Below are 14,139 nucleotides of genomic sequence, written 5' to 3'. Positions count from 1 at the left end.
CATGAAGATCGATCCGCTTATAAGCGCCACACTTGCCAGACTTGAGCCCAATCAGGTCGGCGTCCTGGCCTGGTCACTGCTGGCGCACCCCAGCGCGGCAGGTGGCATTCCCGGTCAGCCCGACCCGGACACCCCGCAACCCTCCGAGCCGAGCGAACCTGGCGAGCCGACCCTGCCGGACGAACCTCCTCCCGCTCCTGTCGCCTGATTGACGCCACCCCACAAAAAAGGCCAGCCCGCCCGGTTCCATCGAGGTCCCGGCGGGCTGGCCTTCGTCTATAGAGGTGCCTGGCCTACTTCAGGTTACCGCTGAGGAACTGCTTCAGGCGCTCGCTCTTCGGATTGCCCAGCACCTCTTCCGGCGCGCCTTCCTCTTCCACCAGGCCCTTGTGCAGGAACAGCACCTGGCTCGACACCTTGCGGGCGAAACTCATTTCATGGGTGACCATGATCATGGTCCGTCCTTCTTCGGCCAGGCCCTGGATCACCTTGAGCACTTCGCCCACCAGTTCCGGGTCGAGGGCCGAGGTGGGTTCGTCGAACAGCATCACTTCCGGCTCCATCGCCAGGGCCCGGGCAATCGCCACCCGCTGTTGCTGGCCGCCAGAGAGAAAGGCCGGGTACTGGTCGGCCACCCGGGGGAGCAGGCCGACCTTGTCCAGATAACGCCGGGCGCGCTCCTCGGCGTCCTTCTTGCTGACGCCCAGCACCCGACGCGGGGCCATGGTGATGTTCTCCAGCACCGTCATGTGGCTCCACAGGTTGAAATGCTGGAACACCATGGCCAGGCGCGTGCGAATCCGTTGCAGCTCGTCGGCATCGGCCACGTGCATGCCGTGGCGGTCCTTGACCATGCGGATCTGCTGGCCGTCCAGGCTCATGGCGCCATCGTCCGGGGTTTCCAGGAAGTTGATGCAGCGCAGAAAGGTGCTTTTGCCCGAGCCGCTGGCGCCGATCAGGCTGATGACGTCGCCGGTCTTCGCCTTGAGCGAAACACCTTTGAGCACTTCATTGTCGCCGTAGCATTTATGCAGGCCTTCAATGGTCAGTTTGTACATGGGGCATGCATCCTCAAGGCGAAAGTAGGTAGCCGCTGCGATAGGCTTCGCGGCCGGCGACATGGGCGATCACCATGCCGGCCGTGGCCATGCGGCGCAGCGAGCGGGCGTAGAGCAGGCCGGCACAGCTGCAATGAATGGGGGTGACGCGGTCATTGATCGGGTCGATGACTTCGGCCACCTGTTGTCCGGCTTCCAGGTATTCCCCGGGCAGGGCGGTGAACACCAGCAGGCCGCCCACGGGCGTGGCCACCGGCTCCACGCCGGCCAGCGGCGTGGCCGGGTAGGGCAGCTCGGGCATGGGCGGCGCCTCGCCGGCGATGGCGCCGAAATGGGTCAGGTAATCCAGTATGGCCTGGCAATCCAGGCTGGCCAGGCCATGGTTGACATCGCCCTGGCCGCGCAGCTCGACGGTGACCGAGAAGCAGCCCTGGGGAATGACGAACCGCTCACCGAAACGCTGCTGCAATTGCCACCAGAGCAGGGTGAAACATTCATCGAACGACTGCCCGCCGGAGTCGGTGGCCAGCAGGCAAGCTTGCGAGCCGATATAGCGGGCCAAAGGCTCGACCTGCGGCCAGGCCTCGGGCGTGGTGTACAGATGGGCCACGGCTTCGAAATCGCAGTGCAGGTCCAGCACCATGTCCGCGTCGCAGGCCAGGCGCTGCAGGGTCAGGCGCTGGGATTGCAACTGGGTGCCGGCGGTCTGCCGAGCCAGGGCATCGCGCAGGCTGGCGCGGATGATTTCGCGGTTGTGCCGTGGGTCGTCGCCCAGCTGGCCTTCGATGTCGTTGCCGACCTCTTCGCCAAGGTCGAGGAACCAGCGATTGAAGTTCTGCCCGCTTTCCAGCTCGTAGCGGCCCAGCGGCACGTCCATCAACACCTGTTCCAGGCCGGCCGGGTTGGCCACCGGTACCAGGACGATCTCACTGCGCAGGCGGCCCTGGGCCTCCAGTTCCGCCAGGCGTGCCTTGAGGTGCCAGGCCACGAGCATGCCGGGCAGTTCATCGGCGTGCAGCGACGATTGGATGTAGATCTTGCCTTCGGCCCGCTCGGGGCCGAAGTGAAAGCTGTGGATCTGGCGCGAGGTCCCCGGCAGCGGGGCGAGCAGATCATGGGTCAGATGGCGCATGGATGATGATTTGCCTTGTTCTAGTGAGTCGGCCCGAGGAAGGCCAGCCAGCGGCGTTCGGCGAGGCGGAACAGGCCGACCAGGGCGAAGGTCACGGTGAGGTAGATCAGCGCGGCGATGCCAAAGGACTCGAAGGTCATGAAGGTGGCCGAGTTGGCGTCGCGGGCGACTTTCAGCACATCCGGGATGGTCGCGGTGAAGGCCACGGTGGTCGAGTGCAGCATCAGGATCACTTCGTTGCTGTAGTAGGGCAACGAGCGGCGCAGGGCCGAGGGCATGATCACGTAGGCGTACAGTTTCCAGCCGCTGAGGCCGTAGGCCTTGGCCGCCTCGACCTCGCCGTGGGCCATGCTGCGGATCGCCCCGGCGAAAATCTCCGTGGTGTAGGCGCAGGTGTTCAGGGCGAAGGCGAGGATGGTGCAGTTCATCGCGTCGCGAAAGAACGCATCGAGCATGGGCTGGGCGCGGATCGCGGCGATGCTGTAGATCCCGGTGTAGCAGATCAGCAGCTGGATATAGAGCGGCGTGCCGCGAAACAGGTAGGTATAGAACTCCACCGGCCAGCGTATGTAGAGCTTGGGCGAGACCCGGGCGATAGACAGCGGGATCGACACCAGGAAACCGATGAAGATTGAGGCGCTGAGCAGCCACATCGTCATGGCCAGGCCGGTGACGTTGTAGCCGTCGCTGTAGAGGAAGGGTTTCCAGTATTCCTGCAGGAGCTCGATCATCGCACCGCCTCCCGCGAGCCCGCGGCATAACGGCGTTCGAGCCAGCGCAGGACGATGTTGGAGGCGCTGGTGATGACCAGGTAGATCAAGGCTGCCAGCACCAGGAAGTAGAACAGCTGATAGGTGCTCTTGCCGGCATCCTGGGCCGCCTTGACCAGGTCGGCCAGGCCGATGATCGACACCAGCGCGGTGGCCTTGAGCATCACCATCCAGTTATTGCCGATACCCGGCAGGGCAAAACGCATCATCTGCGGAAACACCACGAAGCGAAAACGCTGGCCGCGCTTGAGGCCGTAGGCGGTGGCGGCTTCTATCTGCCCGCGCGGCACGGCGAGGATGGCGCCACGGAAGGTTTCGGTGAAGTACGCCCCATAAATGAAGCCCAGGGTGATGACCCCGGCGCTGAACGGGTCGATCTCGATGTATTCCCATTCCATGAAGTTGGTGAAGGTGGTCAGCCAGGTTTGCAAGCTGTAGAAAATCAACAGCATCAGCACCAGGTCCGGTACGCCGCGGATCAGCGTGGTGTAGAGCTGGGCCGGCAGGCGCAGCAGGCCCAGCCGCGAGAGTTTGGCGCTGGCGCCGATCAGGCCGAGCAGGACACTGAGTAACAGCGACAATACCGAGAGTTTGATGGTCATCCAGGTGCCTTCCAGCAACAACGGACCGAACCCCTTGAGGCTGAAGGCGGAAAGCCCAAGGGTTTGCAGAAGTTCTTCGAACATAAATCAGAGACCTGTGGCGATAAAAAAGGCGCCCATCGAGGATGGGCGCCAGGACCTTATTTACCGCTGTAGAGATTCAGATCGCCAAAGTGCTTTTTCTGAATGGTGGCGTAGGTGCCATCGTCGTGTAACGCTTTGATACCTTTATCCAGAAGGGCCTTGAGCTCTTTGTTACCTTTGGAGATACCGATAGCTGTCTTGGACGGCAGCAGCGGGCTGTCCACTGGTTTGCTCACCTCGTAGTCGGCGCCCTGTGGCGACTTCAGGAAGCCCAGTTCGGCTTGCAGCATGTCCTGGATCGACGCATCGAGACGCCCGGAAATCAGGTCGGCATACACCTGGTCCTGGTTCTGATAGGCCTGGGTCTTCACCCCGGCCTTGTCCAGCACGGCCTTGGCGTAGGCTTCCTGGATGGTGCCTTGTTCGTAGCCGACGGTCTTGCCCTTGAGCGAGGCGGTGTCTTCGGTCAGGCCGGAACCTTTCTTGAACACGAAGGAAGTCGGGCCGGAGAACAGTTCATTGGAGAAGTCGATGACTTTCTCACGGGCCGGAGTGACGGTCATGGATGAGATCACACCGTCGAATTTATTGGCTTTGAGGCCCGGGATCATGCCGTCGAAGTCGCTTTCGACCCATTTGCACTTGACCTTCAGTTCGGCACAGATGGCGTTGCCCAGATCGATGTCGAAGCCGACCAGGCTGCCATCGGCGGCCTTGGATTCAAAAGGTGCGTAGGACGGGTCAACGCCGAAGCGCAGTTCCTTGTATTCCTTGGCCAGCGCGGAACCGGCGGCCATGCAGAGAGCCAGTGCAGAAAGGGTCAGCAATGCTTTTTTCATTATTAAATCCCTAAAAACCAATATGAGCGCTTGTGGCGCATTAGTACTGTTACTGCAACGCGTCAGACTTAATGAAAGTAGCAATTTCCGAACCAGAGTCCCGAACAAGTGTTTTAAAAGGTGGTGCGAGAGCCTGCCGTGTGTCGGTCGCGCCCCAAAAAAGAGCGTGCGGGAAGCCTTGCATCAATAGGGCGCGAGGGAGATTTCAAGCAGGAAGGGGCGCGGCTGCCGGGAGTGTGGCAAGGCGGGATCAGCGAGGGGGTTGAAGCGCTACAGGGCTCAAGCCCGCCCCTTGTGCAGAGGGGCGGGCTGGCCGGTGTTACTTGCCTGGCACCAGGGTCAGGCGGGTCTTGCCGTAGAGGCGGTCGAAGTTCTGCGTTTGCAGCGGCAGGTTCAGGTACTGGCCCTTGAGCCAGGCATCGATGCCGTTCAGGTAGTTCGGGCTGGCCGGGTTGCCGGATTGGCCGCTGCTGTTCAGGACGCTCAGCGGTTCGCTCTGGCTGAAGTCGACGATCAGGCGCAGCGCCGGAGCCTCGGTCACATTGAAGTCCTGGCCCCAGCGGTACGGCGAACTGTTCAGGGTGCTGTGATCGCCACCGGCCTGCAGCGGCCCGCGAACGACCTGGCCATTGGCGTTCTTCCAGTTGTAGCTGTGCAGCTTGCCCCACTGCCAGGCCTTGCGGTCGCCACCCAGCTGGCTTTCACCGGCGCTGATGGCGGTGGCCAGGCTGCGGGCGAGGATCGCCGGCTTGTCTTCTTTCTGCGGGGTGCGGCTGTCATCCCAGAACGGGCTGTCTTCCTGGCCCAGCAGGTGGTCGGCCTGGGCCGAGTAGGACAGCGCGCCGTTGGCCACCAGGGCTTTCCAGGCCGGGCTGTCTTCCTGGCCCAGTTTGTCGAGGAAGATCTGCCGGGCGCTTTCCTGCAGGAACAGCTCATAGATCGCCGCATCGGCCGACACCGGGCTGAGTTTGCCATCGAACGCCATCAGGCGGCTGTAGGCCTCGCGGGCCTTGCTGCGCTCTGCTTCGGGGAGGGCGTCGATGGCCTTCTTCAGGGGCTGCGCTATGCCGGGGGCTTCGAACATCTTCTTCAGCTTGGCGGCGAAGGTGGTGGTCTGGTCGTACTGCATGGCGATCATGCTGCGGCCGTCGTGCTTGCCGCTGCCGGCCAGTTCGGCCAGGCGCTCGCCGCGCTCGGGGTAGTACCAGGAGTTGGACAGCTGCATGCCATAACCGTGGGGGATGATCCGTTGGTTGGCGATGCCCAGCCAGCCCTGGGCCGGGTCCTGGTCATAGGGGTGGAGCATTGGGTCGGCATAACCGTCCCAATCGTAACGGCCTTCCCAGCCCGGCGACGGCAGCAGGCCTTCGCCTTCACGGCGGTTGGGGAAGCGGCCAGTAACCTGCCAGCCGATATTGCTGGCATCGGCGAACAGCATGTTCAGGCCGATGGCGCGGATCTCGCGGCTGGCGTCGGAAGCCCGCTCCACGTTCTGCGCCCGCGACAGCTCGAAAAACGCATCCAGGCTCTTGTCGTCCTTGAGGTCCGGCTGCTGCAGGGCCAGGCCGTAGCCGCCGCTCAGGTTGCTGGCGCTGTTGAGCAGGGCGCCGTGACGGGTTTCATAGACCGCCTCGCGAATCGGCCGCTGGCCTTTGACGAAGTAGGTTTCGTTGCGCACCACGGCCGGCAGCCATTTGCCGTTGGCTTCGTAATACAACGCATTGCCCTGGCGCTTGAGTTTCTCCAGGAACAGGTCCTGGTTGTCGCCGGCGACCGAGGTCATGCTCCAGGCCACCTTGCCGTTGAAGCCCTGGACGATCATCGGCAGGCCGGCGATCGAAGCACCCGCGGCCTGGTACTTGGGCGCGCGGATCTGCACCAGGTTCCACGCCGGCGAGTGGCTGTCGGCGGCCAGCAGGCTTCTGCCGCCGCGGCTGCGCTGGGGAGCGATGGCCCAGTTGCTGGCGCCGGCGACGCTCAGCGGGTTGAGTTCGCCGAGCTTGCCGGCGGCGGAGCTGATTTCGCTCAGGCCCGGGACATTCAGGTTGAGGCCCTTGAGTTTGTCGCTCTCGGCCAGCGGCAGCGCTTCATCCGGGTAGCTCGGGGTCAGCCAGGCGAGCTTGTCGGCACCGACTTTCTGCGCCAGCACCAGGGCGTTGATTTCTTCCGGCAGGTTGGCCGACTGGCTGAAGTTCAGCAGGCAGAAGATCAGCGCCGAGTCTTCCGGTTTCCAGTATTCGGGCTTGTAGCCGGTGGCGGCCAGGTCCGGCGGCAGCTTGTCGCGGTAACGGAACAGGTAGGCGTTGACCCCGCGGGCGTAGACCTCGAAGAAGCGCTTGATCCGCGGGGACGAGGCTTTATACAGCTCGCCGGCACTGTTCTTCAGGTTGACCGCGCGCATGTAGCGGTCGACGTCCAGCACATCGGCACCGGACATCTCGGCCAGCCGGCCCTGGGCCAACAGGCGCAGGGTCACCATCTGGTTGATCCGGTCGCTGGCGTGCACGTAACCCAGGGCGAACAGCGCATCGTGGAAGGTGCTGCTTTCGATCAGCGGCATGCCCATGGCATTGCGTCGCACCGAAACGTTCTGGGCCAGGCCCTTGAGCGGTTGCACGCCGGAAGTCGGCGGCAGGCTGTCCTGGGTGTTCCATGACTGGCAACCGGCCAGGCTGAGAACGCCGGCCACTGCCGCGGCAACGCCGAACCGGGGAAGAAAAAGTGAGAGGGCTGGCGAGGCCATGGCAAAGCTCCTGCGGGGGGTAGCGTCGATAAAGGCGCTACGTTAGTGAGCAGGCGAGTGCCGCGCAAGCGGGGGCTGAGAGTATTTCTGCGTTGCCGGACAAATAGTCCGCGCCGGCCGTTCGGTGGCTGCCCGAAACAGAGCAGCCACCGCTGTTTGCCGGCCGGCAGTGGGCTATCGGGCCTCAGGATTTGGGTGGGTTGATCCGTGCGGCGATGGCGTAGGCGCGCGCGGTCGTCGGGCGATCGAGGATGCGGTTGAACCAGCGGTGCAGGTTGGGGAAGTCTTCCAGGTTCTGGCTTTGCCACTTGTGGGAGACGACCCACGGATAGATCGCCATGTCGGCGATGCTGTATTCGCTGCCGGCGACGAAATCGCGATCCGCCAGGCGTCGGTCCAGCACCCCGTACAACCGCGCGGTTTCATCGACGTAGCGTTTGATCGCGTAAGGGATCTTCTCCGGGGCGAACTGGCTGAAATGGTGGTTTTGCCCGGCCATCGGTCCCAGGCCGCCCATCTGCCAGAACAGCCATTGCAGGGCTTCCTGGCGGCCACGCAGGTCCTTGGGCAGGAACTGCCCGGTCTTTTCCGCCAGGTACAGCAGAATGGCCCCGGACTCGAACAGTGACAGAGGCGCGCCGCCGTCGGCCGGCTGATGGTCGACGATGGCGGGGATCCGGTTGTTCGGTGCGATCTTCAGGAAGTCGGGCTTGAACTGCTCGCCCTGGCCAATGTTGACCGGGTGCACGCTGTAGGGCAGGCCGGTTTCCTCGAGGAACAGGGAAATCTTGTGGCCGTTGGGGGTGGTCCAGTAATACAGGTCGATCATGGAACTCTCCAGGTAAACGAAGGACATTCTGGTACGGATAGCCAACAGCGGTATTCGGTCGTCCGGTCTACGTTCGACGGCTTGCCTGTCTGGAGAGGTGATGTTGAAGTGCGTGGAATTCAATGACCCAGCGTGAGAAAAGTCAGCATGGAGCTTCAGACCAATACAGCGCTGATCCTGATCGATCAGCAACAGGGCATCCTGCATCCCAGGCTTGGGCGGCGTAACAACCCCCAGGCCGAGGAGCGCATCGCCGAGTTGCTGGTTTACTGGCGCCAGACGGCGCGGCCGCTGATCCATGTGCAGCACCTGTCCCGCAGCGAGCAGTCGGTGTTCTGGCCGGGGCAGTCGGGAGTGGAATTTCAGCAGCGGTTCATGCCGCAGGGCGCTGAGGCGGTGATTCAGAAGCAAGTACCGGACGCCTTCTGCGCCACGACCCTGGAGGCCGATTTACGCAAGGCCGGGATCGGCCAGTTGGTAATCGTCGGCGTGGCGACGAACAACTCGGTGGAAGCGACGGCGCGGACCGCCGGCAATCTGGGGTTCGATACCTGGGTGGTGGAAGACGCCTGCTACACCTTCGACAAGGCCGACTTTTTCGGCCAGGCCCGCAGCGCCGAGGAGGTGCATGCCATGTCGCTGGGCAACCTGCATGGCGAGTATGCGACGGTGATCGATTCGAGACAGATCCTGCAACGCGATCTGTAGGAGCAAGGGGGGCGCCCAGCTCTTGCTCGCGATGAGATCAGCTCGATTACATTGATGCACCGAGTCGTCCGTATCGCGAGCAAGCTTCGCTCCTACATGCAGGGCGAGACAAAGGCCGGGCGTTACGGCATCAGGCGCCGTGGCACTTCTTGAATTTCTTGCTGCTGCCGCATGGGCAAGGGTCGTTGCGGCCGACATCTTTCAAGGCGTTGCGCACCGGCTCCTGGTGAGCGTGGTTGCAATGCGGACCGTGAACATGGCCGTGGTCGTGATCGTGGTGGTCATGATCGTGGTTGCAGTCAGGGCCATGGACATGGGGTTGCTGGGTCATCGAGGTTGCTCCGGAATAAAATCGGCGGGAATTATCTCGCCTTTGCGCGTCAGGTGCACGTCATGGCCGATGAATAATCCGGTTTCCAGCAAGCCTTCCAGACGATAGGGGATCGGTTGCTGCGGTTCCTTCAGCCATTTCACCACCTGGCGTATCTGCGGCCACAGGTTGGTGCGCACGGGCACCTGGAAGTAGGCACTGTGCTTGGGGCCGATGGTGAACCAGTGTTCATGCTCACCCTCCGCCAGCAACACGTCGCCGAGATGAACCCGGTATTCCAGGGCGCGAACAGTCAGGTCGGCATCGTTGGGGTTGTCGACCCGAAAGTGCAGGCGCAAGCGCTGCTCCAGCAAATTCGCCTTGATCACCTCGACCTTGACCAGGTGCACCTGCGGGTCGAGGGTGTCGTCGACGAACCACGAGGCGCAGCCCGAAAGCGCCAGCACCGTGAGCAGTCCGAAGGTCCGTAGTGCGCGCAACTGAACGACCATGGGGGTTACTCCGTTTGAACTCCCAGTCTAGCAACCGCGGAGCGCACGCGAGGACAGGCTCAGGGTCGGGGATTCAGCTGGCGAAGTAGCTGGCGCAGCACTTCTTGAATTTCTGCCCGCTGGCGCAGGGGCAGGCATCGTTGCGGCCGGCCTTGAGTTGCACGGTCGGGTCGATGAAATACCAGTGCCCGCTGTTCTGCACGAAGGATGAGCGTTCGCGATGGCTGTGTTCGCCAGAGTTGTCGTGCCAGCGTGCGGTGAAGGTGACGAAGGCGTGCTCCGGCTGGCCGCCGAAGACTTCCGAGCTTTCGACTTCCAGGCCCAGCCAGGTGCTTTGCGCGCTCCAGTCGCTGATGGACTGGCGGTCCAGGCCGTTCTGTTGCGCCGGTAGCGTGGTGCTCACCAGGTAATCCACCAGGCCCAGCACGTAGGCGCTGTAGCGCGAGCGCATCAGGGCTTCGGCGCAGGGCGCGGGGTGGCCGGCGTGGTAGTGGCCGCAGCAGGCGTCCAGCAGGTTGCCGCTGCCGCAGGGACAAATAGAGGTACTCATCGCATTACCACCAGTACTTTCCGAAGTTTTCCGGGTTCGCCCAGAACCTGGAGTTGAGCCAGTCGGGCACTTGTTTGTATTCAAGCAGATCGTAGGTGAACAGGGTCAGGACCTGTTCGTCGCGCTGGAAACGTTCGCTGGCCTGCAGGGCCAGGGAGAAAAAGTCGGTTTCTTTCCAGCCGCAGGCATTCAGGTCGGCCAATACCGCGATGCGGCTGGCGTTGAGATTGCGGATGCCGCCGAGCAGGTTCAGGCCGTCGCGCTTGGGCAGATGCTCCAGGCAATCGACCGCCAGCGCCAGGTCGAAACGACGCGCCGCCAGTTCCGCCGGCAAGGGGCCGGGTGCGGCCTGGGCGATGGCGGTTTCGGGGTGCGCCTGGCGAAACGCCTCCAGGGCCGGAAACCCGCTGGCACCGATCAGCAGCAGCTGTTGCGGGGCGTAGCGGTCGAGCAGGGCGGCCAGGGCCTGCTGGGGCGTGCGCGAAGAAATACCTGCGGTCATCGAAGTTCCTCAATCTTTGAGTGGCAAAGACTAGCCTGCCCGGACCCGCGGGCCTAGAGCCGTTTTGTCTGAAATGACAGCCGTTCCTGGGCAAATCCAGGGAGAAAGCCCGCCGGCCTCATGCTGGCGGAGATTTAAAGCCAGGTCTTTACTCCCCCAATCGGTTCTAAGCCGATTCCCTCAGGAGATAACTAGATGAGCATAGTTCGGACAGCATTACCCTTGGTTCTGCTAACCAGTGTGTTGACTGGTTGCGCAGGTTTGCAGAAAACCGATTGGCCGACCTGCGCCGCTTACGGGGGCGTCGGCGGGGCCGCGTTGGGCGCAATCGAAAGTTCGTCCTGGGCAGGCTACGGCGCCTTGCTGGGTGCGGGCGTCGCGGCCGGTTATTGCTGGGTGCACGGTGATGGCGACGAAGACGGCGATGGCGTGCCGGACAGTCGCGACAAGTGCCCTGGTACGCCTAAAGGCGTGCAGGTGGACGCCAACGGTTGCCCGCCAGAGCCTGTAGCCGTGGTCGAGGAAGTGGTGGTGGTCAAGGAAGAGACCATTGTCATCCGTGACGTGCACTTCGAATTCGACTCCGCCAAATTGACCGCCGCCGACAAAACCAAGCTCGACACCATCGCCACACGCCTGAAACAGGAAGCCCCGAGTGCGCAACTGCGGGTGACCGGGCACACCGACAGCGTGGGCAGCGATGCCTACAACCAGCGCCTCTCGGAAAAACGCGCGCGTTCGGTGACCGAGTACCTGATCAGCGCGGGCGTACCGCGCAGCAGTTTCGTTTCGGTAGCCGGTGCGGGCGAGAGCCAGCCGGTCGCGGATAACAAGACTGCCGACGGCCGGGCGATGAACCGTCGCACGGAAATCAAAATCAACCGCTGATTGCCTGGCGTGCTTGCCTGGCATGGGCGGCTTGTGCAGCCGCCCATGCGGGTCTTTACTCCTGTGTGACCGGTATGGGCCGGTGACACAGGAGCATTCATGATGAGTCTTCTCTCGCGAGCCGCCTTGCCGGTTCTACTGCTCGGCAGCCTGCTCACAGGTTGTGCTACCCACAGCGACGGCACTGCCCCCCTCAACCAGCGTACGTGGCCAATCTGCAGCCTGCTCGGCGGCCTGGTGGGCGGCGGTCTGGGTGCCATTGAAAGCGGTGGCTGGGCTGCGGGTGGCGCGGCACTGGGCCTGGTGACCGGCGGCTTGATCTGCTATGCCCAGGATGGCGACAAGGACGATGACGGCGTGTTCGACCGCCGTGACCGTTGCCCGGACACCCCGGCCAATACCCCGGTCGACAACCGTGGCTGCCCGCTGCCGCAATACCCGGCCGCACCGGCAGTCGAGCCAGCGGCGCAATCTGAGGTGATCACCCTCAGCGATCAGGGCGATGTGCTGTTCGCCTTCGATTCGGCGGAGCTGACACCCGAAGCTCAAAACCAGCTGCAAGGGCTGCTGGCCAAGCTTCAGGGTGCCGACGTGCAGAGCATCAAGGTGGTCGGCCACACCGACAGCCAGGGGACGGATGAATACAACCAGAAACTCTCCGAACGACGCGCCAGCAGCGTCGTCGCATTCCTCCTGAGCCAGGGTCTGGCGCCGGACAAACTGACCAGCCAGGGCAAGGGCGAGAGCGAGCCGGTCGCCGATAACGCCACCGAAGAAGGGCGGGCGCAGAACCGTCGGGTGGAGCTGCACATTCAGCGTTGATCCTCGGCGTCGGGGCGGCGAAGGTCGCCGATCCGGCGGCTTGGCAGGGGGCGGCGGGAGAATTTTCGCCGCCCTCTGGCTTATCCCTCGCCGAAGTCGTTACTGTGCGCGCAAAGAAAAACTCGCAAAGGGGGGCATATGAAGGTGTTTTGGGGGCTGGGCAAGTTGTTGACGCTGCTGTTCTGGTTGCTGGTGCTGGTCAATCTGGTCAGCCCGCTGATCAATCCGATTCATCTGTTGATCAATCTGGCCGGCAGCCTGTTGCTGCTGACCCACCTGATGGAGCTGCTGCTGTTCAACGGTAGCCTCAAAGGTCGCGCCCACCCTTGGCGTGATCGCCTGCAGATCCTTCTGACCGGCATTTTCCACCTGCAGACCTTCAAGGCACCGAAGCCTGTGGAGGTCGGCCATGCGTAAGCTCTGTCTGCTCGCGCTACTGTGCAGCCCGCTGGTCCAGGCCCAGGTGGTGACAGTCGAGACCAACTCCCTGATGCGCCTGCCCAACACTACCAGCAGCCTGCAACTGGAACGCCTGGAAGTGGCCGATTATGGCACCTTGCTGATTCCGTCCACAGTCGCCGAGGTCAAGGTCGGCGAGTTGCGTCTGGGGCGTGAAGCGCGGATCGCTATCGTTCCCGCTGAACAAAGCTTGCTGCTGAACGTCGACCATGCCGACCTGGAGGCTGGCAGCCAGATCACCTCCCGCGGGGCTCCGGGGACTTATGAGAAAGCGGCCAAACCCGGGCGCAACCTGACTCTGCGCATCACCTCGCTGCAGGCCGGGGAACTCTCGGTGGATGCCCGCGGCGGCACCGGCGCGCCGGGTTATGTCGGCCTCGATGGTGCCAACGGCGAGGAGCCGGGTTGCACCTGGGGCCAGGCCGGGCGTGGCGCCGATGGCGACAACGGCGGTGACGGCCAGCCGGGCGCGGCGGGTGCCCAGGTACGGGTCGAGCTGCCGCGGGATTACCCGGCGGAGCAGATCAAGGTCTGGGTCGATGGTGGGGCCGGCGGTGTGGCCGGTGCGGGCGGTAAGCCCGGGGCCGGCGGCAAGTCCAAGGGCTGCTTCGTCTATCGTGCCGACGGTGGCAAGAGCGGCCGTCCTGGCGCCGAAGGCCATCCAGGGGCGGCAGGCCCCGCGGGTTCGGTCACGGTACAGCGCCTGTAAACAGTCCTTAAATAGGCGGCGCTGATTCCAGCGCCATCGCGGGCAAGTCGGATCGCCGCCCGCTCGCTCCTACAGTCAACGCCGTCTGTAGGAGCGAGGCTTGCCCGCGATGCTTTTTACCGGCGTCTGTCTCAGAACATCGGCCGAGCCGCCGCCACGGCCACCAGCAACAGACCAATGATCAGATTGATCCCCACCAATTTCCGAATATTGCCCAGGGTCGTGGCCCCCGTCGGCCAGTCCTCATCCGCCACCGCCTGACGCAGCGTTGGCAGCTGCAACGACTGAATCCGGATAAACAGCGCGGTCATCACTACATATAGGCCCATCATCACCTGCACATAACGCGGCGCGGTCTCGAAGCCGCTGAAACGCAGGTGGATCAGGCCGACGCCGCTGATCGGCAACAATACCACCGCCACCCAGACCCAGACGAAAAACCGTGGGAACACTTCGGCCCACAGCTTCAACCGCGCCGGCCCCTCAAGGGCGGCCACCGCCGCGGGACGCAGCACCATCCAGGCGAAAAACATGCCGCCGACCCAGACCAGGGCGGCCAGGACATGCAGGGTGTAGGCAAGGGCAAAGGCTGTCATTCGGGTACTCCGTTCTGCGCGGGATG

General features: G+C 63.3%; 18 protein-coding genes. 6 read left to right on the top strand and 12 right to left on the bottom strand.

Annotated features, from left to right (window positions below; all coding sequences use genetic code 11):
- The first annotated feature begins 1 nt into the window (after window position 1).
- Entirely contained in the window at window positions 2-208 is a 207-nt protein-coding gene (locus tag J4D52_RS14025; RefSeq protein WP_025806713.1) for a hypothetical protein, read from the top strand.
- An 85-nt stretch (window positions 209-293) separates the two neighbouring features.
- On the opposite strand, the gene J4D52_RS14020 is transcribed toward J4D52_RS14025, so the two are convergent.
- The 7 genes from J4D52_RS14020 to J4D52_RS13990 all read right to left on the bottom strand — a co-directional run bounded on the left by J4D52_RS14020 (window position 294) and on the right by J4D52_RS13990 (window position 8,057).
- Window positions 294-1,058: an ABC transporter ATP-binding protein gene (locus J4D52_RS14020; protein WP_025806714.1), complete on the bottom strand. Its 765-nt coding sequence runs from the start codon at window positions 1,056-1,058 to the stop codon at window positions 294-296.
- 13 nt (window positions 1,059-1,071) lie between these two features.
- On the bottom strand, window positions 1,072-2,190 hold the full coding sequence (locus tag J4D52_RS14015; protein ID WP_063428706.1) for a succinylglutamate desuccinylase/aspartoacylase family protein: 1,119 nt from the start codon (window positions 2,188-2,190) through the stop codon (window positions 1,072-1,074).
- Between the two features lie 20 nt (window positions 2,191-2,210).
- Window positions 2,211-2,921, bottom strand: a complete 711-nt coding sequence (locus J4D52_RS14010; RefSeq protein ID WP_025806716.1) for an ABC transporter permease — start codon at window positions 2,919-2,921, stop codon at window positions 2,211-2,213.
- The gene (locus tag J4D52_RS14005) at window positions 2,918-3,646 is read right to left on the bottom strand and encodes an ABC transporter permease (protein WP_025806717.1); all 729 of its coding nucleotides are present in this window, start codon (window positions 3,644-3,646) and stop codon (window positions 2,918-2,920) included. Before J4D52_RS14005 ends, J4D52_RS14010 begins: the two co-directional genes overlap by 4 nt.
- Before the next feature lie 56 nt (window positions 3,647-3,702).
- On the bottom strand, window positions 3,703-4,485 hold the full coding sequence (locus tag J4D52_RS14000; RefSeq protein ID WP_009047357.1) for a transporter substrate-binding domain-containing protein: 783 nt from the start codon (window positions 4,483-4,485) through the stop codon (window positions 3,703-3,705).
- A gap of 319 nt (window positions 4,486-4,804) precedes the next feature.
- Complete coding sequence (locus tag J4D52_RS13995; protein WP_102676780.1) at window positions 4,805-7,228, bottom strand: penicillin acylase family protein; 2,424 nt, start codon at window positions 7,226-7,228, stop codon at window positions 4,805-4,807.
- A 184-nt stretch (window positions 7,229-7,412) separates the two neighbouring features.
- Complete coding sequence (locus J4D52_RS13990; RefSeq protein ID WP_063428709.1) at window positions 7,413-8,057, bottom strand: glutathione binding-like protein; 645 nt, start codon at window positions 8,055-8,057, stop codon at window positions 7,413-7,415.
- 147 nt (window positions 8,058-8,204) lie between these two features.
- Between J4D52_RS13990 and J4D52_RS13985 the strand changes: the two genes are divergently transcribed.
- Window positions 8,205-8,765, top strand: coding sequence for a cysteine hydrolase family protein (locus tag J4D52_RS13985; RefSeq protein ID WP_063428711.1), 561 nt, complete (start codon window positions 8,205-8,207; stop codon window positions 8,763-8,765).
- A 130-nt stretch (window positions 8,766-8,895) separates the two neighbouring features.
- Here the strand turns inward: J4D52_RS13985 and J4D52_RS13980 are convergent, their stop codons facing one another.
- The 4 genes from J4D52_RS13980 to J4D52_RS13965 form a co-directional block, all read right to left on the bottom strand.
- On the bottom strand, window positions 8,896-9,096 hold the full coding sequence (locus J4D52_RS13980) for an SEC-C metal-binding domain-containing protein (RefSeq protein WP_007923047.1): 201 nt from the start codon (window positions 9,094-9,096) through the stop codon (window positions 8,896-8,898).
- Window positions 9,093-9,587 carry an LEA type 2 family protein gene (locus J4D52_RS13975; RefSeq protein WP_025806720.1) on the bottom strand — a complete coding sequence of 165 codons (495 nt, stop codon included), beginning with the start codon at window positions 9,585-9,587 and terminating at the stop codon, window positions 9,093-9,095. Before J4D52_RS13975 ends, J4D52_RS13980 begins: the two co-directional genes overlap by 4 nt.
- A gap of 73 nt (window positions 9,588-9,660) precedes the next feature.
- Window positions 9,661-10,137: a YchJ family protein gene (locus J4D52_RS13970; protein WP_063428713.1), complete on the bottom strand. Its 477-nt coding sequence runs from the start codon at window positions 10,135-10,137 to the stop codon at window positions 9,661-9,663.
- Window positions 10,138-10,141: 4 nt separating this feature from the next.
- Window positions 10,142-10,639 (bottom strand): DUF6231 family protein, encoded by a 498-nt coding sequence (locus tag J4D52_RS13965; RefSeq protein WP_097302198.1) that lies wholly within the window; start codon window positions 10,637-10,639, stop codon window positions 10,142-10,144.
- 195 nt (window positions 10,640-10,834) lie between these two features.
- On the opposite strand from J4D52_RS13965, the gene J4D52_RS13960 reads away from it, so the two are divergent.
- The 4 genes from J4D52_RS13960 to J4D52_RS13945 all read left to right on the top strand — a co-directional run bounded on the left by J4D52_RS13960 (window position 10,835) and on the right by J4D52_RS13945 (window position 13,517).
- Complete coding sequence (locus J4D52_RS13960; protein ID WP_025806723.1) at window positions 10,835-11,527, top strand: OmpA family protein; 693 nt, start codon at window positions 10,835-10,837, stop codon at window positions 11,525-11,527.
- Between the two features lie 102 nt (window positions 11,528-11,629).
- Window positions 11,630-12,349 (top strand): OmpA family protein, encoded by a 720-nt coding sequence (locus tag J4D52_RS13955; protein ID WP_063428716.1) that lies wholly within the window; start codon window positions 11,630-11,632, stop codon window positions 12,347-12,349.
- A 138-nt stretch (window positions 12,350-12,487) separates the two neighbouring features.
- Entirely contained in the window at window positions 12,488-12,766 is a 279-nt protein-coding gene (locus tag J4D52_RS13950; RefSeq protein ID WP_063428718.1) for a DUF1145 domain-containing protein, read from the top strand.
- Window positions 12,759-13,517, top strand: a complete 759-nt coding sequence (locus J4D52_RS13945; protein WP_102676779.1) for a hypothetical protein — start codon at window positions 12,759-12,761, stop codon at window positions 13,515-13,517. The genes J4D52_RS13950 and J4D52_RS13945 overlap by 8 nt, the downstream gene beginning before the upstream one ends.
- Before the next feature lie 131 nt (window positions 13,518-13,648).
- Here the strand turns inward: J4D52_RS13945 and J4D52_RS13940 are convergent, their stop codons facing one another.
- Window positions 13,649-14,113, bottom strand: a complete 465-nt coding sequence (locus J4D52_RS13940) for a CopD family protein (RefSeq protein WP_063428722.1) — start codon at window positions 14,111-14,113, stop codon at window positions 13,649-13,651.
- Between the last annotated feature and the right edge of the window lie 26 nt (window positions 14,114-14,139).

Origin of the sequence: Pseudomonas sp. GW460-12-10-14-TSB1, assembly GCF_017349775.1 — a bacterium.
Lineage (GTDB): Bacteria > Pseudomonadota > Gammaproteobacteria > Pseudomonadales > Pseudomonadaceae > Aquipseudomonas > Aquipseudomonas piscium.
This window is presented reverse-complemented; position numbering and strand designations above follow the sequence as displayed.

Excerpts from the sequence above, each read along its gene's own strand:
- J4D52_RS14025 (WP_025806713.1), top strand. The coding sequence starts at position 2 with ATGAAGATCGATCCGCTTATAAGCGCCACACTTGCCAGACTTGAGCCC.
- J4D52_RS14020 (WP_025806714.1), bottom strand. The coding sequence starts at position 1,058 with ATGTACAAACTGACCATTGAAGGCCTGCATAAATGCTACGGCGACAAT.
- J4D52_RS14015 (WP_063428706.1), bottom strand. The coding sequence starts at position 2,190 with ATGCGCCATCTGACCCATGATCTGCTCGCCCCGCTGCCGGGGACCTCG.
- J4D52_RS14010 (WP_025806716.1), bottom strand. The coding sequence starts at position 2,921 with ATGATCGAGCTCCTGCAGGAATACTGGAAACCCTTCCTCTACAGCGAC.
- J4D52_RS14005 (WP_025806717.1), bottom strand. The coding sequence starts at position 3,646 with ATGTTCGAAGAACTTCTGCAAACCCTTGGGCTTTCCGCCTTCAGCCTC.
- J4D52_RS14000 (WP_009047357.1), bottom strand. The coding sequence starts at position 4,485 with ATGAAAAAAGCATTGCTGACCCTTTCTGCACTGGCTCTCTGCATGGCC.
- J4D52_RS13995 (WP_102676780.1), bottom strand. The coding sequence starts at position 7,228 with ATGGCCTCGCCAGCCCTCTCACTTTTTCTTCCCCGGTTCGGCGTTGCC.
- J4D52_RS13990 (WP_063428709.1), bottom strand. The coding sequence starts at position 8,057 with ATGATCGACCTGTATTACTGGACCACCCCCAACGGCCACAAGATTTCC.
- J4D52_RS13985 (WP_063428711.1), top strand. The coding sequence starts at position 8,205 with ATGGAGCTTCAGACCAATACAGCGCTGATCCTGATCGATCAGCAACAG.
- J4D52_RS13980 (WP_007923047.1), bottom strand. The coding sequence starts at position 9,096 with ATGACCCAGCAACCCCATGTCCATGGCCCTGACTGCAACCACGATCAT.
- J4D52_RS13975 (WP_025806720.1), bottom strand. The coding sequence starts at position 9,587 with ATGGTCGTTCAGTTGCGCGCACTACGGACCTTCGGACTGCTCACGGTG.
- J4D52_RS13970 (WP_063428713.1), bottom strand. The coding sequence starts at position 10,137 with ATGAGTACCTCTATTTGTCCCTGCGGCAGCGGCAACCTGCTGGACGCC.
- J4D52_RS13965 (WP_097302198.1), bottom strand. The coding sequence starts at position 10,639 with ATGACCGCAGGTATTTCTTCGCGCACGCCCCAGCAGGCCCTGGCCGCC.
- J4D52_RS13960 (WP_025806723.1), top strand. The coding sequence starts at position 10,835 with ATGAGCATAGTTCGGACAGCATTACCCTTGGTTCTGCTAACCAGTGTG.
- J4D52_RS13955 (WP_063428716.1), top strand. The coding sequence starts at position 11,630 with ATGAGTCTTCTCTCGCGAGCCGCCTTGCCGGTTCTACTGCTCGGCAGC.
- J4D52_RS13950 (WP_063428718.1), top strand. The coding sequence starts at position 12,488 with ATGAAGGTGTTTTGGGGGCTGGGCAAGTTGTTGACGCTGCTGTTCTGG.
- J4D52_RS13945 (WP_102676779.1), top strand. The coding sequence starts at position 12,759 with ATGCGTAAGCTCTGTCTGCTCGCGCTACTGTGCAGCCCGCTGGTCCAG.
- J4D52_RS13940 (WP_063428722.1), bottom strand. The coding sequence starts at position 14,113 with ATGACAGCCTTTGCCCTTGCCTACACCCTGCATGTCCTGGCCGCCCTG.